The organism is Pseudomonas rhodesiae (assembly GCF_007858255.1).
Classification (GTDB): Bacteria; Pseudomonadota; Gammaproteobacteria; order Pseudomonadales; family Pseudomonadaceae; genus Aquipseudomonas; species Aquipseudomonas rhodesiae.
Window position 1 is genome coordinate 25,908 of sequence record NZ_VFEU01000016.1, and the last position, 23,466, is coordinate 49,373.

A 23,466-nucleotide genomic window follows, 5' to 3' on the forward strand; every position below is an offset into this window, starting at 1 on the left:
TTACATCGGCGTCCGCGTCTGATCCGGCGCCACGGATTGAAAGGGTTGCAGGACGGTCATGCGCTCGTTGCGCAAGACCCAGGCAAACCCGGAGTACACCACCAGCAAGCAGGCGACGGTCAGGACAACAACCCAGGTCGCCGAGATCATCCGCAACGGTGTGTCGCCTGCTCGCCCAGGCTCAACCGACGCCGCCGACGGCAGGCGTTCACCGCGCACGTGCCGGATCTGTCGATATAAACCATCGCGTACCGCTTCCAGTTGCGCCGCTCCACGCTCCATGACGCGATACTGGCCTTCGAACCCTATCGATAAGCACAGGTACATCAGTTCAAGCATGGCCAGGTGCTTGATCGGGTCGCGGGACAAACGCTCCAGCAACTGGAAAAATTTCTCGCCGCCGAAGGTTTCCTGATGAAAACGGCTCAGCAGGCTCATGGTCGACCAGTCACTGCGGGCACCCCACGCCGTCGTCACCACCGCCTCGTCAATCACACTGCACAGCACATAGCGGGCAGACATGACCTGACTCTTTTCCGCCCCCTCATGGGAGGCCCGCATTTCAAATGCCGAGACCCCCGCCGATAATCGATCGTTGAGGCTCTGCAAGCTCTCCCGGCCGGAACTGGCCTTGAGCTGCACCACCTGGGACAGCAGATCCCAGGCCGCCGTTACCAAAGTGTTGGGCCCTATATCGAAGCTCTGCACGCCCTGCAGGGCGGCCGAGTAGATCATGCGGTCTTCCAGCTGTTCGAAGCGTGGGGGCGTCGGGAAGTCCGTCAGCGTCCCCTGTGCCGGTTGGTTGCCCTCGCGGTCTAGCAGGACGGTTTTTTCGTCCTGCGGGTATTCACTGTCCATAGTCATGATGTTCAGTTCCTGATGGCCCAAAAGTTGAGTTCCAGTCCTGCGAACTCGCCGCTGGCGTGGAAGGCGAAGCCACCCGACTGCTCCAGCTGTGTGATGTCGCGGGCACTGAGATCGAGCATGAAATAGGTTTTGCCGGCATGGAACGGGATCTGCCGCGGCGCCACCGGCAGCGGCTTGAGCTTGATACCCGCCAGGTGCAGGTTGACCAACTCACGGATGCGCTCCACAGGGCCGATCTTGAGGTGCGCCGGCAGACGGTGGCGCAGTTCTTCCGAATCGCACTGGGCCTCGGCCGCTAGAATGAAGGTGGCGCAACCCAGCAGTTTGAGATCGCTGACCGGGCAAACCAGCACGCCGTATTGACGCGGTTGCAGCGTGAGCTGCGTCGCATGCTGCTCCAGCACCCGCGACAGCGCCGTTCGAATGCCGTCCATCAAGCCTCGGAAGCTCTCACCCTGGTCGTCATGTCGGTACCGCCCCTGCGACTGCGCGCGCTTGTTATCGGTGCCGTATGTCGATAGCTCGCCGAGCAACGACAGCAACTGGCGATACACCGCTTCTGGACGCACCTGGGGCTGGCTCAAGTAGTGATGCAAGAGCAGTTCCGTACGGTTGATCAGTTGCAGCATGAGGAAGTCACCTAACTGAGCGCCCGCCGATCCGCCATTACCCTGGACGCGCGTGGCAATCGCATCGCCCCGGGTAGCGAGTAGGCTGATCACCTCCTTGACGCACGACGCCACGTAGCCAGAACGCTGCAGATAGAGGAAGGTCGGTACGAAATCCGTATCCAGCGTCACGCCCCCTTCCCGCGTCGATTCCACAACCTGGGCCACCTGGAGTTTCACCAGCAGCGGATCATCGCGTTGCTCTCCCAACACCAATCGCAGGTCCGGGCGCGCGCAATGGATCTGGCAGCGCGAATCGGCGCCCGCGTTGGAGTCGCCGACTTGAAGTTCACAGCTGACATACCGCGCCAGCACGTCGCCCTGCTCCGGGAGCCGCGCTTCGACCTGATTGCCGATCGCCAGCGGTAACGCCAGGTACACGGCCTGACCGCCGGCACCGACGGGAACCTGCAATACCAGCGGTTCGTCGGCACTGTCCAATGCAAACAGACTGCCGTCGGGAAACATCCCGCTGGCCTGGGTAAGCACCACCTTGCCCAGGTTGAGGTGCTGGGTATCGACGTGCAGCGTCAGGAATCCCCAACCGTCACTGCCCAACAGGCGTGTCTGATTGAGTTGCTGCTGGTAATAACGGTCGTTGTGCTGCAAGTGCTGAGGACGCAGCAGCATGCCTTCCTGCCAGATGACTTTATAGGCCTGCATTTGAGTTCCCCGACCGGCTGGCGAACGGATCCACAAGACGAATACCCGATTCGTCCAACGTCACTTCGACACGCGTGCGCTGTTGCGGGGCCACGGGCAACGCCAGCCGCCATTGCACATGGGGCAAATCCCGATAAGCGGCCAGCACGCCGACATAACGGCTCTGTGGCTCGATGCTGAGTTTGAGCGCCACCTGTTCACCGGGGCGTAGTTCCAGCTCCTCGGAGTTCACCCAGTCCTTAGGCAATGCTTGTTCAGCTCGGGCATACAGGCTGAAGAAATCGGCATTTTCGAACGCGACCGGATGGCGCAGCTCCAGCAGATGCACCACCACGGGGGAAGGCCGACCGTGCAAGTCCGGATTCAGCGCTTCGCCGGCCGTCAATGTCAGGTCCAATTTGGTCAGGGTTGAAAACGGTCCCACATGACTGCAACCGCTCGACAGGCTCAGCGCCAACAGCATCAATGCAATAAAGGTTCGATACATAAATCTCATCCTGGGTACGCCGCATGCAACGTGGAAACCAAGCGCACCTGCTCCTCGTAGGCCTTGGAAAAATCGCTGTTCAACAGCTGTTCATCCAGGGGGAGCCCATCGACCAGATGTCGGTAGTGACGCTGATAGGCGCGCCAGCACGCGCCGTCGGTGGTGAACCTGGCCGGTTTACCTTCTCGCTCGAAGCACAGCATCAAATGGCTCGGCGCGAACGCCGCGAGCGCGCCGCGCACCGCCGCTCGACAAGCCACCACCAACGCCAACTGATGGACTTGTATCTCCCGACAGGCTTGAGCAAGCGCCAACTCGGCGGACAATTGACCCAGCTCGCCCGCGCCCAGCAATGTCGTTATGGTCGCCTGGGTATCGAGGCAGTCTTTCAGCGGGTTATGGCTTTTGAAGCCAGGCATGGCTGCGCCCAGGTTCAATTCATTGTTCAGCTCATCTCGAGTGCGCAGGCATTGCTGCATCCCCTCGACGGTTTGTCTGAACAGGCCCGCCACTTTGATCGCCAGCGCTTCGCAGGCCACGCTATGGAGCCCATCCATCCGTAGGCCCAGGGCGTCGCCAAACTGCGCCCAGAAGGCTGCCGGCAGCTCGGGCACGCTTGGGTCAGCTGGAGGGGGCGGCATGCGTTTGGAAGGTTGCGCCCATCTCGGTACCGTCAGGTGATCGCGCTCCACGGCGCTATGGGCAAACGAACAGGTGGGCGTTTCTACACTGTGCGCCAGTGCATCCAGCTCCTCGCAAGACTCATCGCGCCGTTGCTCATCCGCCAAGGCGTGCATCGGGTCCAGTCCAAGAAATGCGTCATCTGGAATGGTGTCGGCGCAGGCCAGCGCCTGCCGGTCGTCCTGCGTCGTCCAGCGCGGTCGCAAGTGCGCCCGAATGTCCAAGGCGCCCAGCTGATAGACCTCGCCGTCGGCGATCAGCCGCGCCTGCCCCTTCCTCAAACGCTCCATGCCGCCTGCCACGCCAATGCCATTACTGCTGACATCCGTCAGAAAGTACTGCCCACCTCGGTAGCCGATCAACGCATGGTGGCTGGAGAGCAACCGCGTCGCATCGGGAATTACCCAGTCGCATCCTGCGCCACGACCGATAACACCCCCGACGCGGTCAAACACCTTGCGCAGCGGCGCCTCACCGCTGGCGGTGTCACATACCTCGAACACTAATTGCATCGCTCGGCACTCCTTGCTCACTGACCACGACGCGTCGTTTGGGGGTCGCCCAGCGGACGGTAATCGGCATCATCAAAAACGTAGTTGGCGTTACAGCCGCTCAGTAGACACAGCACAAGCCCCCAGGCTTGCCACGGACGTAGAAGCATCAGGTTTCTCCCGGAAAATTCAGGTACGCGGTCGGACAACACATTCTTGATCGGCTCATTCAGCACTCCCCGCCACATCGCCACAGGGAATGTTCAGACGCGCAAGTCGATACAGCAGCGTGCGACGTGCCACGCCCAGCTCACGGGCGGTACGGGTCCGGTTACCACGGTTCTTGTGCAGGCAATCGAGCAGAAATACCCGCTCAACCCGCTCCAGGCGCTGGCGTAACGTCGCATCGACACAGGGCACTACCGGCTTCGGCTCCAGGCACAAGTGCGCCGGCAGGATCAGGTTCTCGTCACACAGCAATACCGCGCGTTCGACTCGGCATTTGAGTTCGCGAACATTGCCGGGGAACGGATGACCGGACAGTTGATCGAGCGCCGCACTCGACCATTGCACCGTTGACCGACCCAATGCGACACAGGCCTTTTCGGCGAAATGCCGCGCCAACAGCAGTACATCGCCATCTCGCTCGCGCAAAGGCGGCAGCTCGATGGGGAATTGCGCCAAACGGTAATAAAGATCCTCGCGAAATGTCCCCTCGGCCACCATAGCCGTCAGGTCGCGGTGGGTCGCGGCAATGATGCGCACATCCACCCGATGGGCCGCGCTGGCGCCCAGCGGACGGATTTCACCTTCCTGCAGCACCCGTAATAGCTTGGCCTGCAGCGACAACGGCATGTCGCCTATTTCATCCAAAAGCAAGGTGCCGCCATCGGCGGTATCGAACAAACCGATGTGGTTGCGCTCGGCGCCGGTGAACGCGCCTTTGCGGTAGCCGAACAGCTCACTTTCCAGCAAGCCTTCGGGGAAGGCGGCACAGTTCTGCACCACGAACGCCTTGCCGTTGCGCGGGCCGGCGCTATGGATGGCGCGCGCCACCACTTCTTTGCCGGTGCCGGTCTCGCCGCTTAGCAGCACGGTGTAGGGAGCCTGCAAAACTTTGTCGATCAAACGACAGGTATCGGCCATCGCTTTGCTGGTGCCGATCAGGCCGTGAGTGCTTTGAGGGGCTCGCGCGCTGACCTGGTTCGTCGCGCGGCTGTGGGCAGGACGCACGCGGCGCAGTAACCCCAATTGCGTCAACGCAAAGCTGCCCAATTGCCCCAATGACCGGGCATAGTCCTGCAAGGGTCTGGGGCGCAGGCTGGCGCACAACAGCAAGCCTTCGAGGCATTCACGCCGACCGAACAGCGGTATACATGACAACGACTGCCACGGCGTCGCCATCGCCGGTAAGAAGCCGCTCTCGTAAACGCTACCACTCAGGTCATCCAGGTTCAGAGGGCTGGCTTGCTTGAGGACATACTGCAACAGCGGCTGATGCTGAACGTCGTCGCCGCATAGCCGTCCGCCTGGCGGCAAGGTACCCGCTAGGTGCTGGGCAATCAGCTCAAGCCGACCCGTCGTCTCGTCGTACTTATACAACTGGCTCAGTTCGCACTGGCTAAGCTGCGCCGTCGCCGCGGCACACAGCTCGGGCAAGCTCGCCTCGTCACTGTCGGTGCCCAGGCGCGTGAACCAGCCCAACAATGCTTCGGCATAAGCCAGGGGATGGGGCAGTTGGCTAAAGAGATTGTCCGTCATTGGCTGAACTCGCAGATCGGTTGTCCACGGTGGTCAAGATCGGCATGGGCGCGCGACAGCGATTCACCGACGGCCATCGCCTCCAACAGACGGTCGACCATCTGTGGCATCAGATGGGTCTCGATCCATTGGTCGATATAGCGCGCGCCACTGTCGCTATGGCTGCAACGGTCAGCCATATGCGCGACCAGTTCCGCTGTATAGCTGAACGCCAGCCGGCGTCCTTCCAACCGCCGCCCGAGGCACTCCAGCTTGGCCCTGGCCAACTGCTGCAGCACATCGCCCGCGATCGGGTAATAGGGCAATACGCGCATGCGCGCCAACAGCGCCGGTTTGAAATAGTCACGCAACAGGGGATAGATCGCCGCGTGCAGCGCCTGCGCATCCGGCCGCTGGGCGCCGGAACACAGATCGGTAATGCAATCGCTGCCCAGGTTGGACGTCATCAGGATCAGCGTATTGCGAAAGTCGATTTCCCGACCTTCGCCATCGTTGGCCAGGCCCTTGTCGAAGATCTGATAAAACAGGTTCAGCACCTCCGGGTCGGCCTTTTCCACTTCATCCAGCAGGACGACCGAGTACGGTCGTTGACGCACCGCCTCCGTCAGCACGCCGCCCTCGCCGTATCCGACATAACCGGGCGGCGCCCCAATCAACCGAGATAGCGCATGTTTCTCCTGGTACTCGGACATGTTCAAGGTCGTGACAAAGCGCTCACCGCCGTAGAGCAAGTCGCCCAGGGCCAGGGCCGTCTCTGTCTTGCCTACGCCGCTGGGTCCCACCAGCAGAAACACACCGACCGGCGCGTCGGGCTTATTGAGGCCAGCGGCGACCGCTCTTAGATTACGATCCAGTGCCTGCACGGCAGGCTCCTGGCCGAGGATGCGTGCACGCAGTGCCTGGGCAAACCCAGTGACCGCATCACTGTGCTCAAACGCCAGGCGTTCGACCGGAATCCCGGTCCACGCGCTGATCACTTCGGCCACCAGGCGTGGGCAAACCTCAAGATGAACCAATGGCTGCGGGCCTTGCAGTGCAGACAATGCGCGTCTCTGTTCGCCAAGTGCCTGTTCCAGGGCGTCGACGCCCTGCCCTACACGGCGAGCGTCCTCCAGGTGCCGGCGCAGAGTCAGTGCCTGTGCCGCGCACGCGCGCTGTTCGAGCCAACGCTGCTCCAATGAGTGCCGCTCGCTCTCTACTGCCGCCAAGCGAAGATCCAGCGCGTGCAAAGCCTGCGTATCCACCGGCACCCCGGCATCCCTGTCGCGAATCCATGCCAGGCGTTGTCGGGCGCCTTCGGCCAGATCCGCCTCCAGACGCTGCAACGCCTCAGGCGCGCAAACCCGGCTGATCCGCGCACGCGCGCAAGCGGTATCCAGTACATCCACCGCTTTATCGGGTAGCTGTCGACCCGCCAGGTAACGGGCACTCAAGTGTGCCGACGCCACGACGGCGTCGTCACGCACGTAGACCCCATGGCTGGTTTCGTGCACCGGCACTAGCCCACGCAGGATCGAAACCGCCTGTTCGACGCTGGGCTCACCGACATGGACAGGCTGGAAGCGCCGCGCCAGGGCCGGGTCTTTCTCGAAGTGACGCTTGTATTCGGACCAGGTGGTCGCGGCAATGGTGCGTAGCTCACCGCGCGCCAGCGCCGGCTTGAGCAGGTTGGCGGCATCAGCCCCACCTGCTGGGCCTCCCGCTCCCACCAGGGTATGGGCTTCATCGATAAACAGAATAATCGGGCGTGGGGATGCATTGACCTCGTCGATCACCCCCTTGAGGCGCCGCTCGAATTCACCTTTGATGCTGGCCCCGGCTTGCAGCATCCCCATGTCCAGGGTCAGCACGCGCACATCCTTCAACAGTTCCGGCACTTGGCCGCCGACAACGCGCAGGGCTAGTCCTTCGACAATTGCGGTCTTGCCCACTCCGGCTTCGCCGACCAGTAGCGGATTGTTCTTACGTCGGCGCACAAGGATGTCGATCAACCGGCGAAGCTCATCATCCCGACACAGCACCGGGTCGATGCGCCCGGATTGCGCCTGGTGTGTCAGATCGTGGGTAAACCGTGCCAGGCAGGACTCGTCAGCCAATGCAGGCGGGGTTTCAACGGCGCGACTCGACACAAACTCAAGCACACGCTGCGTATCCACACGGCTCAACAGCTCTTGGTAAGCACAGCCGGCATGCTGCTGCGGATGCTGCAGCAGCGCCAATAGCAGCGCGGCGTGATCCACCTCGGTTTGATGCAATTGCAGGTGGGCAACGAGCAATGCCTGCTGCAACCAATGCACCAGCGCCTGGGCGAATACCGGATTACGTGACGCGTTGGCCTGCGCTTTTGGTTGCAAGATGGCGTGCAGCTCGCCGACCTCGACACCAGCGTCGGCCAATGCCCGTGCCAGAAGGCAATCGCTGTGCTCCAACCAGGCCAATAGGTAGTCCTCTACCAAGACCTCATGGCCACCCCGTGTGACACATCGCTCGGCGGACCGCTCCAGATCTCGCCGTGCCTGTGGGGTCAATGTGCGGATAAGTTGTTGCAGGTCTACATTTATCATCTTTGCTGATCCCCTAATGTGCGTCGCTGGCCACGATGAGCACACCGTCAGCACAGTCGTGCGCGAGCCAGCTGGTCCATCCCAGCCGACAGACGTTGTGTTCGCCGATGTGCAGCGGCCTGATCTCTTCTTTCGCAAGCACCAGGCGCAAGTCGTATTCCAGCGGATCGCGCGCAGTCAGCCGTATCAACGAGCACAGCTGCGGATAGTCCGCGCCAGTGGGTAAAAAACCGTGAAAGCGCTGCCAGCCCAGGTTGTGCACATGCACCCTGAATTTGCCGCCACGGTCGGCGACACGACTGCCCAGCACGTTGTCCTGGCCCAGCACACTGTTGGCGACGCCTAGCTGGTTTGTCTGGCATTGAGCGATCGCCACCGAGCGCTCAACCCATTGCTCGATCCACAAGCGGCTGTGCTTGAAGTAGTAACGCAGCACCGTTTCGATCAAGGCCGCCGAATGGGCTCGCAAGCCAAGCAGTCCCAGGTAGGGCAACAGCCGCTTGCAGTCCAGTTGGGCGGCAGCGCGAATCGGCCGGCCCCTCAAACCGATCAACGCAAACATCTGCTCGGAAAAGGCGTCCCGTGCCCCTGTCTCGAAACAGGTGCGGTAACGATATTTACGCCAGATCCCCAGCATCAGTCGCTGCAATCGATGGTGAAACAGGTCCAGAAAATCGCGGGTTGCATCAGCGCCTTCGGCGCATGCCTGTTCCGCGTAAAACGCAGGCAACGGCGATCCCGCGCCACATAGGCCCAACACGTTGAGGCGAAGACGGGCGCGCAATTGACCCTGCTCAACAAAAAAGTCCAAGCGATCAATATCGTGAGCGGGAAACCCCAACCCTGGATTGGCCTGAAACTCCAAGCGCTCATACAACGCGTCGTCATCCAGCAGCGGGTGCACATCGCGCAACTGCTCGATCACCCGAGCGATCGCCTGGAACAGCGAGTACTCACGGATGACTCGGCTCAGTTGCTTTAAAGCAGGGGCTGTTGGCCCATCCGGACTGGCCATTGGTACACGTCTCCTTGTGTGCTGATGACTCGTAATTCGTGGTAAGCATTGAGGCTGGCGTACAGCGTGAAGAACTCATTGAGTACCGACGCGAACATAAAAATCTCGCCTGGCCCCAAAAAGCCCTGGGCGTCGACGGTCAAGTCGATTCGCACGCCGCGAAACGGCATGCCGCGATGCAATTGGTCGACCCCCGTGTGCTGGATGGAGCGCAGTGCGTCCAGCTTTCTCTGACTGATTTTTTGCGCCTGCCGATCGTGGTAACGCTGCAGGTCGTAGGTTTGCAGGACGACCTTCAGCGCACTGATGTCGCTCAACGACAGGTAGTTGAGCGACATGTTGCTGACCAACCGCCAAAGAAAGTCCTGATCCAGCGGCGGCGCAAAACTCTCGGTCGGCGCGCAGATATTGCGAAACGACAGGCCTTCGGGAGTTTGTTCGCAGGGCTGGTTGATTGCCCCCGCCTTGAGCGACCGAGGCACGTTGTGATTGGTGCACGTCAGCTCGACCGAGAGGGTTTCCTGGCTTTGCCCCACGCCATTGCCAAACCCCAGCCAGGTATCGAGACCGCCGTGATGTGCGGATGCGCGTTGGCGAATGCTGTAGCAGGGTGAGCCCTCGTTGGCGTCGTGCTCGAAGGATTCAAACGGCACGTATGCCTGATACCCCAACCCTCCGGGGCGCCACCCGGTCACCCGGTCAACGGAAAACACGTCGGCATTGCCCCGCTTGTATTCTCCAGGGATCAGCAAGTATTCATCCTGTTTGCCATCCAGGCGGATCGGAACCGCGTCATGTTCAAACAGGTTGACGATGGGCGTGCAGTACAGCTTCACGTTATCCAGCGTAGGTTGCTGGAGTTGCGGGCAACGACCGCTCAGCTCAAAACGCAGCGTCACACCGCACGCTTGCTGGAGGGCTGCGGTCGGCAACGTCTGCAGTACATCCAGCCCAACCAAATCGACAAACAGATATTTGTCGGGAAAGGCAAAATATTCCTGCAGGTGACGGTATCCGCGAAAGGTATTGGGCGGATAAGGGATCAGTGCATGCTCTTCAGCGAAGCCTACGGGTTGTACGCTCTGCGCGCTAATTCGCAGCGACAGATCTTGGCCATTGCCGACATCGATTCCAACGCCGTCGCGACCGAACGGCCGTAACTCAATGCCGTCCAAATGACGCAGCAACCCCAAATACAGGCCTTGACTGATATACCGGTCCCCGGCCAGATGCAGGCGCAGTCGGTCAAATACGCACGCGTTGAAATTCCCCTCGGCGCTCATGTCCAAGCGCAAGTTCAACACCGCCCGCTCGCCCTTAACGCTGTACTCCAGGGCGCTCAGTTGAAACGGCAGAACCTGAGTGGCGTAACAGGTCCGGAAGCGGCAGCGCTCACCGTCGACCGGCTCGCTCTCCACAGGTGTATCCCGCGCAACGGTCACGCCGGGGCCGGCATGTCGCAGCGGGTCGAATTGGAGGATGCTGAACGCCGGCAGCGGTCGCATATAGTTGGGCCACAGCAAGTGCATCAGCGAATGCGTCAGCTCGGGTAACTCGTCATCCAACTTCTGCCGCAGGCGACCGGTGAGAAAAGCAAAACCCTCCAGCAAACGCTCTACGTCCGGGTCCTTGCCGGTCTCTCCCAGAAATGGCGCAAGCGCCGGGTTGCGCTCGGAAAAACGCCGGCCTAACTGACGTAGCGCGCTGAGTTCGCTCTGGTAATAGCGGTTAGCGGACATCGGCATGGACCTCGCTACGACCGGCGTCGCCAAGCTGCGCAGTGAAGGTGACGGGCTTCGTGACACCGTCAACACTCAGCGTGGCTTCAATGGAAAATGCCAGGGCCAATGGGTCCTGATCACGGGGCAAGACGCGCACCAGGACATTCTGCAAGCGCGGCTCGTAGGTCCGGATAAAGTGCTCGATCAGTAGTCGCGACCGGCTCAGGGTTTCGTGCAGGCTCTGGTTCATATCGTTGAGGTCAGGCAAGCCGTAATCCGGCAGCGTTTGGACGCTGCCGGCGCGGATGCTGAGCATCTTGCCCAGATGGGCCGCGACAGAACTCGCACAGCATTTTGAGTGAGGTGCGGAGCGATCAAGACGCTCGAAAAGGCGTTGGTTGCGCATCATCCCTGGCCCCCGATTCATTCTTTGTCGAGCTTGCCGACCAGGGATAAGGTGAAGTCCGCGCCCATGTATTTGAAGTGCGGTCGCACGCTTAGATTGACCCGATACCAGCCGGGCTCGCCTTCAACGTCACTGACAACGATACGGGCCGCGCGCAACGGCCGCCGGCCACGCACTTCGGCACTAGGGTTTTCCTGGTCTGCGACGTACTGGCGAATCCACTTGTTGAGCTCCAGCTCCAGGTCAGTGCGCTCCTTCCACGAGCCCAACTGCTCGCGTTGCAGGACCTTCAAGTAATGAGCCAGGCGGTTGACCACCATCATGTAGGGTAACTGAGTGCCAAGACGGTAATTCAGCTCGGCTTGCTTGCCCTCGGCACTGATGCCGAAGTGCTTGGGCTTCTGCACGGAACTGGCGGAAAAGAACGCGGCGTTGTCGCTGCCCTTGCGCATCGTCAGAGCAATGAAGCCCTCTTGCGCCAGCTCATATTCTCGACGGTCGGACACCAATACTTCGGTGGGAATCTTGGTCTCGATTTCGCCCATGCTGTGGAAGTGATGCAACGGCAGATCCTCCACCGCGCCGCCGCTTTGTGGGCCAATGATATTGGGGCACCAGCGGAACCGCGCAAAGCTGTCGGTCAGGCGCGTGGCAAACGCATAGGCGGTATTGCCCCACAGGTAGTGCTCGTGGCTGTTCACCACGTTTTCCCGATAAGCAAAGGTCTTGACCGGGCATTCAAGGGGATCGTAAGGCGTACGCAGCAAGAAGCGCGGGACGGTGAGCCCGATATAACGGGAATCCTCGCTCTCGCGAAAGCTCTGCCATTTGGCGAACTGCGGGCCTTCGAAATGATCCTTGAGATCCTTCAAGTCAGGCAGGCCGGTGAAGCTCTCAAGGCCGAAGAAGCCCGGCCCGGCCGCGGCGATAAACGGCGCATGGGCCATGCAGGCCACACTGGACGCGTATTGCATCAGTTTCACATCGGGAGCGCTGGGCGCCAGGAAGTAATTGGCGATTATCGCGCCCACCGGCTGGCCACCAAACTGACCGTATTCCGCGCTGTAGATATGCTTGTAGAGCCCGGATTGCGTCACCTCCGGCGAATCTTCGAAGTCGTCGAGCAGGTCTTGGCGCGAAACGTTCAACAGTTCGATTTTGATGTTTTCGCGGAAATTGGTGCGGTCGACCAACAGTTGCAAGCCCCTCCACGCGGATTCCAGTGCCTGGAATTGCGGATGGTGCAGAATCTCGTCCATTTGCAGGCTGAGCTTTGTGTCGATCTCGGCAATCATTCGATCGACCAAGCGTTTCTTGACCGGTTCTGCGCTGTTCTGAGGCTTGATCAGTTCTTCGATGAAGGCCGATACCCCGCGCTTGGCGATGGCATAGGCTTCGTCGTCGGCGCTGAGTAATGTTTGGGCAATAATGTTGTCGAGGATGCTGTGTTCTTCGGTGGCGTTGACCGAGGTCTGTATCGCTTGGCTGTTCATGGCGTCAGTGTCCTTTTACTGAAAATGTCAGGCGGGTTGGCTGCTCAAGCCCAGTTCCGCCAATACTCGTGCGCGGGACTCGTCATCGGCCAGCGCCTGTTCGATGGCTTTACGAAAGCTCGGCGTGTTGCCCAGAGGTCCCTTGAGCGCCACCAATGCCTCACGTAGAGCCATGAGCTTCTGCAACTCCGGAATCTGCTCCACCAGATGGGCGGGGTTGAAATCCTTCATCGAATGGATGCGCACCTGAATCCCCAGCTCCTCGACATCGGCGTCGTCCTGAAGACGATTAGGGACGTTCAGCGCCAGGCTCAGCGCCTGGTTGGCCAAGACTTCGTCAAGGCTGTTTTTGTCGATCGCGATAGGCTTGCGATCTTCGAGCTTGCGCGCGTCTTCGCGCTGGGTGAAATCTCCCAGCACCAGCAGTTTCAACGGCAGTTCGACTTCTTCCTGGGCAGCGCCGATGGCAGGTTTGAAGGTGATGTTGATGCGTTCCTTGGGTGCAACCGAACCTTCTTTGGCCATGGTGTTTCTCCTTTTTTCGAGTGGCTCGAAAGCCTATTCAAGTACCGCTTCGAGATCGAAGAGGCACAGCCTGCGGTGGGTGTCTTCCTTGCGCTCGCGTACGGCATGGCTCTGTGGCAACAGGTCACAGCAGCGGTGCAACAGCTGCGTGACGTGGACAGCGAGTTCCGGCTCCCAGCGCTCCAGCCCCGTGCGTTGCAACTCGAGGTCCAGATGGTCGAGCTGGATCTTCGCCAACTCATGTTTGCCCGCCTGCACGCACAGCCGGGCCTGTGCCAGGCGCCAATGAAAGCGCTCGCGGTCGCTGCGAGCCCCATGCAACCCCCGCTTGAGTTCATGCACGACGGCCTTGAGCCCGTCTTTGCGCAGCCTGGGCTGCAGGGCCTGCAAGGCGACTTCCCAAGGCGCCTCCTCGACGGCCTCGCACGGCGCCTCGGGCGGCCGCAGGTGACGTAAAACCTGCGTGGCGATCCAGTCCCGTGTGCCCGCATCGGCAAATGGACTACCGTCGTGGAAGCGAAACTCAGGCAGGTTCGGCAGGCGCTGCAGCAGCAGGGCAAAATTCACTTCCAGTTCAGTCATGGCCAGCTCGGCCTGCAGGGCTTCCAGGCATTGCCAGACCATGTGTAAGCCGTCGAACCAGAACATCGCGCCGGCCAGACTGGCCTCAAGTTCCAGCAGCAGATCGGCGTAGTGGCCTTGGGCAAAGCGTTCGTGATGGCGTTTGAGCTTGTCCGGTGCTGGGCCGCGCAGCGCGGTGATGCGCTCGCTGTCCGCGTCCGGATAGCTGAGCAGGGAGAGCCACATCAGCGTGCGATTAAGGCGCAAGGCACGCAGGTCGGTAGCGTTCTGGCGCAACCACCAGGCGCAGAGCGGACGGGCCTGCTCCTGCAATGCTCGCAGCCATTTGTGCGCATCCTTCTCACTCTCCAGCACCGGCTCAGGCTTGATCAGTTGTGTCGTAGCCTGCTTCACCTGGGCTATCACGCCGGTCAATCCTGTGGCCGGCGGTTGGCTCTGCGCGGCGCGCTCCAACTGCTGGGTCAATTGCCTGCAAATCGGCAATAGCAAAGGCGCGTCCTCTTTCAGATGACGGCTCAACAGCTCATCCAGGCCCTCCAGCTCCTCAACGACCGCACGAAAAAGCGGCTGTTGGTCCTGGAGGGCCAAGTGGCGCGCGAGCAATGCCTCCAGGCGCAATACCAACCACTGAAACGCAGCGGCACGGGTGCGCGTTTTTCGGGGATACACCTCCGACCAATGGCACTCACAGAGAAGGCGCAATAATTTCAATCCGGCCAGCAGACCAGGAAAGGACTCACGCTGATGCAGCGCCCAGGCCAACCAGACAGCCACGCGAAGATCCTTGGATTGTTCCCTTAGCAGAACCTCGGCGGTTGCCACGACTTTCTGCCAGTCCGGCTGGCACGCACCATGTATGGATTGGGCCTTGCCCAGCTCGAATTCGAGGGTTTCATACTCAGTTGAAAACCGCACATCGCCGCCCGCAAAATTCGACTGCGAGCAGGGAGTTTGCGCAAGCTCCAAATAATAAGTACAAAACTTTCCTGAATAGACCATTTAGGACCATACGCAACTAAGCATTAGATTCAAGACAAGACAATAACAACTAGACCAACCTATCAACTTGCCATCCTGGCTTCGCCTTAACTTCCACGAAGTTCGCAAACCTTAGTCATGCCAAGACCATTGAGCAAGCAGCCACCCAATACTTAAGTCATTTCCTACAAGCCTCTGAATGAGGGGCCTGCGCAGCTTTTTGCGCAGTTGAATACTCACACCCTGTACAGCCAGGCCGTGGAAACCTAGATAGTTAAAGGAAGATAATAGCGAGCAATTAAATGCGCACTTATGCGCACACATTCTCCAACTTATCTGCATTTCAAGGCGTTTTTTTAGATAAACACAGACGAAGATTCGGCGCAGAGCGCGGCCCTATTGGTCATCACAGTTTTCGGCACGTTTTTTGTTATAGGCATTTGACCAACCGGCAGCATTGCGGGTTGGAACTACCTCTATAACCAGGCAAGGAAACCCGTCATGCCAACACCCGCGTATCTTTCTATCACCGGTGTCAAACAAGGTTTGATTACGGCAGGCACGTTCACTCAGGACTCGGTAGGCAATATTTATCAGGAGGGCCACGAAGACCAGATCCTGGTACAAGCCTTCTCCCATCAGGTCATCATTCCCAGGGACCCGCAATCCGGCCAACCGACCGGTCAGCGGGTGCATAAACCGCTGATGATCAGCAAGGTCTTCGATAAATCATCGCCGCTGCTGTTCAGCGCGTTGACCAGCGGCGAAGAGGTCAAGTGTCGACTGGAATGGTTCCGTACCTCTTCGGCTGGTACCCAAGAACACTACTTCACCATTGAACTGGAGGGCGCGACCCTGGTGGATATCCAATCACGCATGCCCAACTGCCAGGACCCGGACAATGCGCATTTCACCCATCTGGAAGACGTGTATTTCACCTATCGCAAGATCGTGTGGACCCACGAGGTGTCCGGCACGTCGGGGTCGGATGACTGGCGCAGCCCGGTAGCGGGTTAAACCGAACCGCAGAAACGGCGGCCATGGACGGCGCCGTCTCTGTCGTCAGCTAGACCATCGCCAAGGGATGCTTGCGTTTGGGCGCGCCGAATACACGGTCGATGGCATCGAGGTCGTGCTCATCGAGCACCAGCGCGGCAGCGGCGGCATTGAGCCGCACATGCTCGGGCGTCACCGCCTTGGGAATGGCGATCAAGCCGTCCTGGCGCAATACCCAGGCCAATGCAACTTGGGCGGGAGCTACCTCGTGACGCAGGGCGATCTGCTTGAGCGTCGGACTCGACAGCAGTGCTCCGCCCTGGGCGATGGGGCAGTAGGCCATGAGCGGCAGATGATGTTGTTGCCACCAAGGCAGCAAATCGAATTCGATGCCCCGTTCCTCGATGTTATAGAGCACCTGATTCGTGGCACACGCCGGGGCTGCCAGTTCCTGCAGGTCCGCCACATCGAAGTTGGACACACCCCAGCGGCCAATCTTACCGGCCTCGCGCAGGCGTTCGAAGGCTTCTACGGTTTCTTCAAGGGGGTACTGGCCACGCCAGTGCAACAAATACAGATCGATATAGTCAGTGCCCAACCGTTGGAGACTGGCTTCACAGGCACGGGGCATGCCCTTTTGGCTGGCATTATGCGGATAGACCTTGCTCACCAGAAACACTTGATCGCGCCGGCCGCGAATGGCCTCGCCGACCACCGTTTCGGCGCCGCCCTCACCATACATTTCGGCGGTATCGATCAGGGTCATGCCCTCGTCGATCCCCAATTGCAATGCCGCGATTTCAGCGCGGCGATGGTTCGGGTCTTCGCCCATGCGCCAGGTGCCCTGGCCGATGACGGGAACGGGAACGCCCGCCAGATCGATACTGCGCATGACAACCTCCTGATGAGTTCTTGGGTTAACCGTGTGGCATTGACCGGACAAAAGGGTTCAATCGAAGTATGGTTGGGCCCTGCCCAATCGCCAGGAAGGATCTGCAATGCTGTTTGTCGTGATGCTCGGGGGCAAACACCCACGCGCCAGGATCGAAGTTCATGATGTGGTATTCGCCGCGGCCGATACGCTGCAAGGCACTTACCCGCAACTGCGCGAGGCGTGGTTCGGCAGCGCCAAGGGCGTGCATATCGATTCGTGGATGGCGGTCGATGGCGTCGACGGTTGGAAAGTCGAACTCAGCCACCTGGCCCCCCACGCTGACGCCCATCGCCTGTATTTCATCAACCTCGGCGGTTACGAAGCCGAGAGTTTCGGCGAGGCCCACCATTATCTGCTGGTGGTTGCCCGCAACAAACAGGAAGCGAAAAGCCAAGGCAAGCAACAGATGCGCCGGCACTGGTCCCAGGCGCATACCGACGCTGTGCTGGACGTAGATGACTGCCTGCCCATCGACCTGGCGGATGGCCGCTACGTGCATCTGGTCCAGGGTGAGCACCTTCCGATCGTCAAGCGCAACGATTACATCGTTCTATAGTGAAACATCAGCCTGCCTGCGAAAGGCATGGCCCGCCGCCGTACCGCTCAGGCAATCCCCGGGAACTTTGCCGGGAAATAACCGCCTGAATCCGGTACGCTCACCCTTTTCATTCAAGGAGTTACTCTCATGGCCAAAGCCACCGCCCGCCACATCCTCGTGTCCACCGAAGACAAGTGCAACGAACTCAAGGCCCAAATCGAAGGCGGCGCTGACTTCGCAGAAATCGCCAAAGCCAACTCCAGCTGCCCTTCCAGCCGCGATGGCGGCAACCTGGGTTCGTTCGGTCCAGGCCAGATGGTTAAAGAATTCGACACCGTGGTGTTCAGCGCTCCAGTCAACACCGTGCAAGGCCCGGTCAAGACTCAGTTCGGCTACCACCTGCTGGAAGTTACCAGCCGTCAGGACTGATTTGTCCTGCGCTGATGCGTGAAACAACGGCCCGCCATTCGGTGGGCCGTTGTGCATCTGATCACTGGCGACGCTGCCGCCGTTAGCGTACAAATCCCTATTCTTTTTATCCGGCGTTCAAGGCTGACAATGCGATTGGCTTTTTTCACACCCCTTATCAGTACTGCCCTGGCCTTTGTACTGGCGAGTACCGCCGTGATCGCGGCGCCACAAACGTACCTCACGGTGTACGGCGAACCGGCCAAGTACCCGGCCGGTTTCACCCATTTCGACTATGCCAACCCCAAAGCCCCCAAGGGCGGCAGCCTACGGCGTTCGGCCATTGAGATCGGGCGCTTCGATCATGTGTTGCCGTATATCGATAAAGGCATCGGCGTGTCCCAGATCGACGGCTGGCTCTACGCGCCGCTGGCCCAACGTTCACTGGACGAACCCTACACGGTGTACGGGCTGGTAGCCGAGAAGATGGAGCGCGCCGAGGATGGCCTGTCGCTGCGCTTTTACCTGAACCCCAAGGCCCGCTTCGCCGACGGTAAACCGATCACCGCCGAAGACGTACGCTACAGTTTCGATCTGTTGATGACCCAAGGCAGCCTGCGCTTTCGTACGCTGTTCGCCGACGTCAAGCAAGTCGAAGTGGAAGGCGAACGCCAGGTACGCTTTGACTTCTCCAGCAATGAGAACCGTACCCTGCCCCTGGATATCGCCACCCTGCCGGTATTTCCGGAGCACTGGTGGAAGACCCGCGACTTTGCCAACGGCGGCGGCTACGAGGCGCCACTGGGCAGCGGCCCGTACAAAGTCAGCAAGATCGACTCGGGCAGCACCATCACCTTTACCCGCGACCCCGACTGGTGGGGCAAGGACCTGCCCGTCAGCCGTGGCCTCTACAACTTCGATCACCTGAGCCTGGAATACTTCGGCGACACCGAAGTGGCGCGCCAGGTATTGCGCGGTGGGGCCTACGACTTCAACCGCGAGTTTTCCGCCACCGGCTATTCCATCGGCTACAACGGCCCTGCCCTCGACGATGGCCGCCTGCAACGCGCGCATTTGGCCAAGGAAATGCCGCAACCGGCGCAAGGCTATGTGTTCAATGTGCAAAAGCCGATGTTTCAGGATCGCCGCGTGCGCCAGGCTTTGGCGATGCTGTGGGACTTCGAGTGGGCCAACCGGCAGATGATGCGCAACATGTACATCCGCCAGCAGAGCTTTTTCTCTAACAGCCCGCTGGCCGCCACCCAACTGCCAAGCCAGGAAGAGCTGGCCATTCTGGAACCGCTGCGCGGGCAAATACCCGCTGAGGTATTCACCCAAGTGTTCAAGGCGCCAGTCACCGATGGCAGCGGCATGATCCGCGACAAACAATTGCAGGCCCTGGCCCTGCTTGAGCAAGCCGGCTGGAAACCCGACGGCGACAAATTGGTGAACGCCCAGGGCGAGCCGCTGGAGTTCACCTTTCTTAACGCCCAGGCCGGTCTGGAACGCCTGCTGTTGCCCTACAAACGCAACCTGGCGCAGATCGGCATCACCCTCAATATCCGCCGCATCGATTCCTCCCAATATGTAAACCGCCTGATGAGCCGGGATTACGACATGATCGTCACCGGGTTCCCGGTCACCACTTCGCCGGGCATGGAGCTGTACAACTACTTCGGTTCCGCCGCCGCGTTCGATCCGGGCGCCAACAACTACATGGTGCTCAAGGACCCGGCCGTGGACAGCCTGATCAAGGGTCTGGTCAAGGCCAACACCCAGGCCGAGATGCTGACCTACGCCCATGCCCTGGACCGAGTGCTGCAATGGAACTACCTGTGGATCCCCAATTACTACCCGCCGGGTACGTCGGCGGCGTGGTGGAACCGCTTTGGCCGCCCTGCTATCGAGGCCAAGAACGACGAGGCCCTGGAAACCTGGTGGGAAATCAGCCCCACACCGCTGACGAATGAACAAATGAAAGCCGAACTGGAAAAACGCGGGGAGGCCCGCTGATGTTTGCCTATATCGTGCGGCGCCTGCTGCTGATCATCCCCACCCTGGTGATCATCCTGCTGGTGAATTTCGTGATTGTGCAGGCCGCCCCCGGCGGCCCGGTCGAACAAGCCATCGCCCATCTGCAAGGAATTGGCGGCGGTGGCGTCGGCGGCTCGTCCGCCGAAGGCATGGGCAGCGGCTCCCGCGCCAGTCGCGGTCTGGACCCGAAGCTGATCAAGGACATCGAAAAGCAATACGGCTTCGATAAGCCCGCGCAGGAGCGGTTGTGGTTGATGCTCAAAAGCTATGCCCAGCTGGACTTCGGTAACAGCTTCTTCCGTGGCAAAACCGTAATCGACCTGATCCTGGAAAAAATGCCCGTGACCATTTCCCTCGGGCTCTGGGCCACTCTGATCACCTATCTGGTTTCGATCCCCCTGGGCATTCGCAAGGCCGTGCGCCATGGCAGCAGCTTTGATGTATGGAGCAGCACCGCCATTGTGATCGGCTATGCCATGCCGGCGTTCCTGTTCGCGATGTTCCTGATCGTGGTGTTCGCCGGCGGCACTTCCCTGAACTGGTTCCCGGTGCGCGGCCTGGTGTCGGAGAATTTCGAAGAGCTGAGCACCGTGGGCAAGGTGGCCGATTATTTCTGGCACCTGGTGCTGCCGGTGACCTCCCTGGTGATCGGCGGGTTCGCCACCTTGACCATCCTGACCAAAAACTCATTCCTGAATGAAATCACGCGTCAGTACGTGGTCACCGCGCGCGCCAAGGGTTTGAGCGAGCGCCGCGTGCTGTACGGTCATGTATTTCGCAACGCCATGTTGCTGGTGATCTCGGGGATTCCTCAGGCGTTCATCAGTGTGTTCTTTGCCGGTTCGCTGCTGATCGAAGTGATCTTCTCCCTCGACGGCCTGGGGCGCATGAGCTACGAAGCCGCCGTCTCTCGGGACTACCCGGTGGTGTTCGGCTCGCTGTTTATCTTCACCTTGTTCGGGCTGCTGATAAAACTGATCGGCGACCTCTGCTACACCCTGGTGGACCCGCGTATCGACTTCGCCGCGAGGAACGCCTGATGCTTAATCTGTCTCCGGTGGCCCGCCGACGTTTCGAGCGGTTCAAGAGAAACCGTCGCGGCTGGTGGTCGCTGTGGCTGTTTATCGGCCTGTTTATCCTGACCCTGGGCGGCGAGTTGATCGCCAACGACAAACCCTGGGTGCTGAGCTACAAGAACGAGCTGTATTTCCCGGTGTTCAAGCGCTACACCGAGCAACAGTTCGGCGGGCAGTTGCCGTTCCAGGCCGACTACCGCAGCGATTACGTACAAAAGCTGATCCAGCAGGACGGCGGCTGGATGTTGTTCCCGCCGATCCCGTTCAGCGACGATACCCCCAACTACGAACTGACCCGCCCTGCCCCCAGCCCGCCCTCGGCGGTGAACTGGCTGGGCACCGACGATCAGTCGCGGGATGTGCTGGCACGGGTGATCTTCGGCGCGCGGGTGTCGATTCTGTTTGCCCTGGCGCTCACCGCGATCAGCGCGGCCATCGGCATCGCGGCTGGCGCGTTGCAGGGTTACTACGGCGGCTGGGTGGACTTGATCGGACAGCGCGTGCTTGAAGTGTGGTCCGGTTTGCCGGTGTTGTACCTGCTGATCATTCTGTCGGGGTTCGTGGAGCCGAATTTCTGGTGGCTGCTGGGGATCATGGCGCTGTTTTCCTGGCTGGCGCTGGTGGACGTGGTGCGCGCCGAGTTCCTGCGCGGGCGCAACCTGGAATACGTCAAGGCCGCAAGGGCCCTGGGCCTGGGGGACGGCAAGATCATTGGTCGGCACATCCTGCCCAACGCCATGACTGCGACCTTGAGCTACCTGCCGTTCATTTTGACCGGGGCAATTTCCACCTTGAGCGCCCTGGACTTCCTCGGCTTCGGCATGCCGGCGGGCAGTGCGTCCCTCGGTGAATTGATCGCCCAGGGCAAACAGAACCTGCAGGCGCCGTGGCTGGGCCTGACCGCGTTTTTCACCTTGGCGCTGATCCTGTCGCTGCTGGTCTTTATCGGCGAGGCGTTGCGTGACGCCTTCGACCCACGCTCATGAGTGATTGCAAATGAACCTGATCGAGATCCGCGACCTGTGCGTCGCCTTCAACGGCCAGACCGTGGTACACAACTTGAGCCTGGATGTGCGCCCCGGCGAATGCCTGGCACTGGTGGGTGAGTCGGGCTCGGGTAAATCGGTGACTGCCCATTCGATCCTGCAACTGTTGCCCGAAGCCGGCACTAGCACCACCGGCTCGGTGAAGTATCGCGGCAAAGAGCTGGTGGGCGCCCCGGCGGCGACTTTGCAGAAGCTGCGCGGCAACCGTATCGCCATGATCTTCCAGGAGCCGATGACCTCCCTCAACCCGCTGCACAGCATCGAAAAGCAGATCGGTGAAACCCTGTTGCTGCACAAAGGCCTGGGCGGCAAAGCGGCGCAGGCGCGTATCTTGGAACTGCTCGACATGGTGGGCATCCAGAAACCGAGGGAGCGCCTCAAGGCCTATCCCCACCAATTGTCCGGCGGCCAACGCCAACGGGTGATGATCGCCATGGCCTTGGCGTGCGAGCCGGAACTGCTGATCGCCGATGAGCCGACCACCGCGCTGGATGTGACCGTGCAGCGCAAGATCCTGCTGCTGCTCAAATCCTTGCAACAACGCTTGGGCATGTCGCTGCTGCTGATCAGCCATGACCTCAACCTGGTGCGCAGCATCGCCCAGCGGGTGTGCGTGATGCACGCCGGCGAGATCGTCGAGCAGGCCGAATGCCAGGCTCTGTTCAACGCGCCGCAGCATCCTTACAGCCGCCTGCTGCTGGATGCCGAACCGGCGGGCGATGCACTGTGCAGCGAGGAACGCGAGACGGTGTTGCAAGTGGAGGACCTGAGCGTGCAGTTCCGTCTCGGTGGTGGGCTATTTCAACGCAAGACCTACCTGCGCGCGGTGGACGGTATCAGCCTCAGCGTGCAACGTGGCAAGACCCTGGGCATCGTTGGTGAATCCGGCTCGGGTAAATCCACCCTCGGTCAGGCGATCCTGCGCCTGCTGGACTCCCACGGCAGCATCCGCTTCCAGGGCCAGGCCCTCGATACCCTCAACCATCACCAGATGCGACCATGGCGCAAGCAGATGCAGGTGGTGTTCCAGGACCCTTATGGCAGCCTCAGCCCGCGCATGTCTGTGCAGCAGATCATCAGCGAAGGCCTGGAGGTGCACGCTCCGTGCAGCCTGGCCGAGCGCGAAGCGCAGGTGATTCAGGTGCTCAAGGACGTGGGCCTGGACCCCGCCAGCCGGCATCGCTACCCCCACGAGTTTTCCGGCGGCCAGCGCCAACGCATCGCCATCGCCCGCGCGCTGGTGCTCAAGCCGGCGCTGATGCTGCTGGACGAACCCACCTCCGCCCTTGACCGCACCGTACAAAAGCAAGTGGTGGCGCTGCTGCGTGAACTGCAGGAAAAATACGGCCTGACGTACCTGTTTATCAGCCATGACCTGGCCGTGGTGCGGGCCATGGCCCACGACATGATCGTGATCAAGGAGGGCAAAGTGGTGGAGCGCGGCGCCAGCCACGATGTATTCGAGTCGCCGCAACACCCCTACACCAAGGAACTGATGGCAGCGGCGCATATTCCGCTGTAGGACGTTATGG

21 protein-coding genes are annotated in these 23,466 nt (G+C 60.5%); 7 read left to right on the forward strand and 14 right to left on the reverse strand.

The annotated features are described in order from the left end of the window. The 13 genes from icmH to tssA are packed head-to-tail and all read right to left on the reverse strand — an operon-like array spanning position 1 to position 14,923. Positions 1 to 864 (reverse strand): type IVB secretion system protein IcmH/DotU, encoded by an 864-nt coding sequence (icmH, locus tag FIV35_RS20460; protein WP_231980913.1) that lies wholly within the window; start codon positions 862 to 864, stop codon positions 1 to 3. Positions 865 to 869: 5 nt separating this feature from the next. Next, positions 870 to 2,198: a type VI secretion system baseplate subunit TssK gene (gene tssK / locus FIV35_RS20465; protein ID WP_034138383.1), complete on the reverse strand. Its 1,329-nt coding sequence runs from the start codon at positions 2,196 to 2,198 to the stop codon at positions 870 to 872. Next, on the reverse strand, positions 2,185 to 2,685 hold the full coding sequence (gene tssJ / locus FIV35_RS20470; protein ID WP_034138384.1) for a type VI secretion system lipoprotein TssJ: 501 nt from the start codon (positions 2,683 to 2,685) through the stop codon (positions 2,185 to 2,187). Before tssJ ends, tssK begins: the two co-directional genes overlap by 14 nt. A 5-nt stretch (positions 2,686 to 2,690) precedes the next feature. Next, positions 2,691 to 3,878, reverse strand: coding sequence for a type VI secretion system-associated FHA domain protein TagH (gene tagH, locus FIV35_RS20475; RefSeq protein WP_034138385.1), 1,188 nt, complete (start codon positions 3,876 to 3,878; stop codon positions 2,691 to 2,693). Positions 3,879 to 3,895: 17 nt separating this feature from the next. Then, complete coding sequence (locus tag FIV35_RS29945; protein ID WP_080758744.1) at positions 3,896 to 4,027, reverse strand: type VI secretion protein; 132 nt, start codon at positions 4,025 to 4,027, stop codon at positions 3,896 to 3,898. Between the two features lie 55 nt (positions 4,028 to 4,082). Then, the gene (locus FIV35_RS20485) at positions 4,083 to 5,618 is read right to left on the reverse strand and encodes a sigma-54 interaction domain-containing protein (RefSeq protein ID WP_034138386.1); all 1,536 of its coding nucleotides are present in this window, start codon (positions 5,616 to 5,618) and stop codon (positions 4,083 to 4,085) included. Continuing rightward, on the reverse strand, positions 5,615 to 8,182 hold the full coding sequence (tssH, locus tag FIV35_RS20490) for a type VI secretion system ATPase TssH (protein WP_034138387.1): 2,568 nt from the start codon (positions 8,180 to 8,182) through the stop codon (positions 5,615 to 5,617). The genes FIV35_RS20485 and tssH overlap by 4 nt, the downstream gene beginning before the upstream one ends. A gap of 13 nt (positions 8,183 to 8,195) precedes the next feature. Beyond that, positions 8,196 to 9,197, reverse strand: coding sequence for a type VI secretion system baseplate subunit TssG (gene tssG / locus FIV35_RS20495; protein WP_034138388.1), 1,002 nt, complete (start codon positions 9,195 to 9,197; stop codon positions 8,196 to 8,198). Continuing rightward, entirely contained in the window at positions 9,161 to 10,936 is a 1,776-nt protein-coding gene (tssF, locus tag FIV35_RS20500) for a type VI secretion system baseplate subunit TssF (RefSeq protein ID WP_034138389.1), read from the reverse strand. The genes tssG and tssF overlap by 37 nt, the downstream gene beginning before the upstream one ends. After that, the gene (tssE, locus tag FIV35_RS20505; RefSeq protein WP_034138390.1) at positions 10,926 to 11,327 is read right to left on the reverse strand and encodes a type VI secretion system baseplate subunit TssE; all 402 of its coding nucleotides are present in this window, start codon (positions 11,325 to 11,327) and stop codon (positions 10,926 to 10,928) included. Before tssE ends, tssF begins: the two co-directional genes overlap by 11 nt. A gap of 14 nt (positions 11,328 to 11,341) precedes the next feature. After that, positions 11,342 to 12,817, reverse strand: coding sequence for a type VI secretion system contractile sheath large subunit (gene tssC / locus FIV35_RS20510; RefSeq protein WP_034138391.1), 1,476 nt, complete (start codon positions 12,815 to 12,817; stop codon positions 11,342 to 11,344). A gap of 27 nt (positions 12,818 to 12,844) precedes the next feature. After that, on the reverse strand, positions 12,845 to 13,342 hold the full coding sequence (gene tssB / locus FIV35_RS20515; protein WP_034138392.1) for a type VI secretion system contractile sheath small subunit: 498 nt from the start codon (positions 13,340 to 13,342) through the stop codon (positions 12,845 to 12,847). A gap of 33 nt (positions 13,343 to 13,375) precedes the next feature. After that, the gene (gene tssA / locus FIV35_RS20520; protein WP_034138393.1) at positions 13,376 to 14,923 is read right to left on the reverse strand and encodes a type VI secretion system protein TssA; all 1,548 of its coding nucleotides are present in this window, start codon (positions 14,921 to 14,923) and stop codon (positions 13,376 to 13,378) included. A 480-nt stretch (positions 14,924 to 15,403) separates the two neighbouring features. On the opposite strand from tssA, the gene FIV35_RS20525 reads away from it, so the two are divergent. Beyond that, entirely contained in the window at positions 15,404 to 15,919 is a 516-nt protein-coding gene (locus FIV35_RS20525; protein ID WP_017527976.1) for an Hcp family type VI secretion system effector, read from the forward strand. Between the two features lie 49 nt (positions 15,920 to 15,968). Here the strand turns inward: FIV35_RS20525 and FIV35_RS20530 are convergent, their stop codons facing one another. Beyond that, a complete protein-coding gene (locus FIV35_RS20530; protein WP_034138394.1) occupies positions 15,969 to 16,790 on the reverse strand; it encodes an aldo/keto reductase in 822 nt (273 codons plus the stop codon). Positions 16,791 to 16,896: 106 nt separating this feature from the next. Here FIV35_RS20530 and FIV35_RS20535 point away from each other — a divergent pair, with 106 nt between their 5' ends. The 6 genes from FIV35_RS20535 (at position 16,897) to FIV35_RS20560 (ending at position 23,456) form a co-directional block, all read left to right on the forward strand. Then, on the forward strand, positions 16,897 to 17,388 hold the full coding sequence (locus FIV35_RS20535; RefSeq protein ID WP_034138395.1) for a DUF1543 domain-containing protein: 492 nt from the start codon (positions 16,897 to 16,899) through the stop codon (positions 17,386 to 17,388). Between the two features lie 129 nt (positions 17,389 to 17,517). Continuing rightward, a complete protein-coding gene (locus FIV35_RS20540; protein WP_010210937.1) occupies positions 17,518 to 17,799 on the forward strand; it encodes a peptidylprolyl isomerase in 282 nt (93 codons plus the stop codon). 129 nt (positions 17,800 to 17,928) lie between these two features. Next, on the forward strand, positions 17,929 to 19,791 hold the full coding sequence (locus FIV35_RS20545; protein WP_034138396.1) for an extracellular solute-binding protein: 1,863 nt from the start codon (positions 17,929 to 17,931) through the stop codon (positions 19,789 to 19,791). After that, positions 19,791 to 20,852, forward strand: coding sequence for a microcin C ABC transporter permease YejB (locus FIV35_RS20550; protein ID WP_034138397.1), 1,062 nt, complete (start codon positions 19,791 to 19,793; stop codon positions 20,850 to 20,852). The genes FIV35_RS20545 and FIV35_RS20550 overlap by 1 nt, the downstream gene beginning before the upstream one ends. Next, complete coding sequence (locus tag FIV35_RS20555; RefSeq protein ID WP_034138398.1) at positions 20,852 to 21,874, forward strand: ABC transporter permease; 1,023 nt, start codon at positions 20,852 to 20,854, stop codon at positions 21,872 to 21,874. Before FIV35_RS20550 ends, FIV35_RS20555 begins: the two co-directional genes overlap by 1 nt. 10 nt (positions 21,875 to 21,884) lie before the next feature. Beyond that, a complete protein-coding gene (locus FIV35_RS20560; RefSeq protein WP_034138399.1) occupies positions 21,885 to 23,456 on the forward strand; it encodes an ABC transporter ATP-binding protein in 1,572 nt (523 codons plus the stop codon). The last annotated feature ends 10 nt before the right edge of the window (positions 23,457 to 23,466 follow it).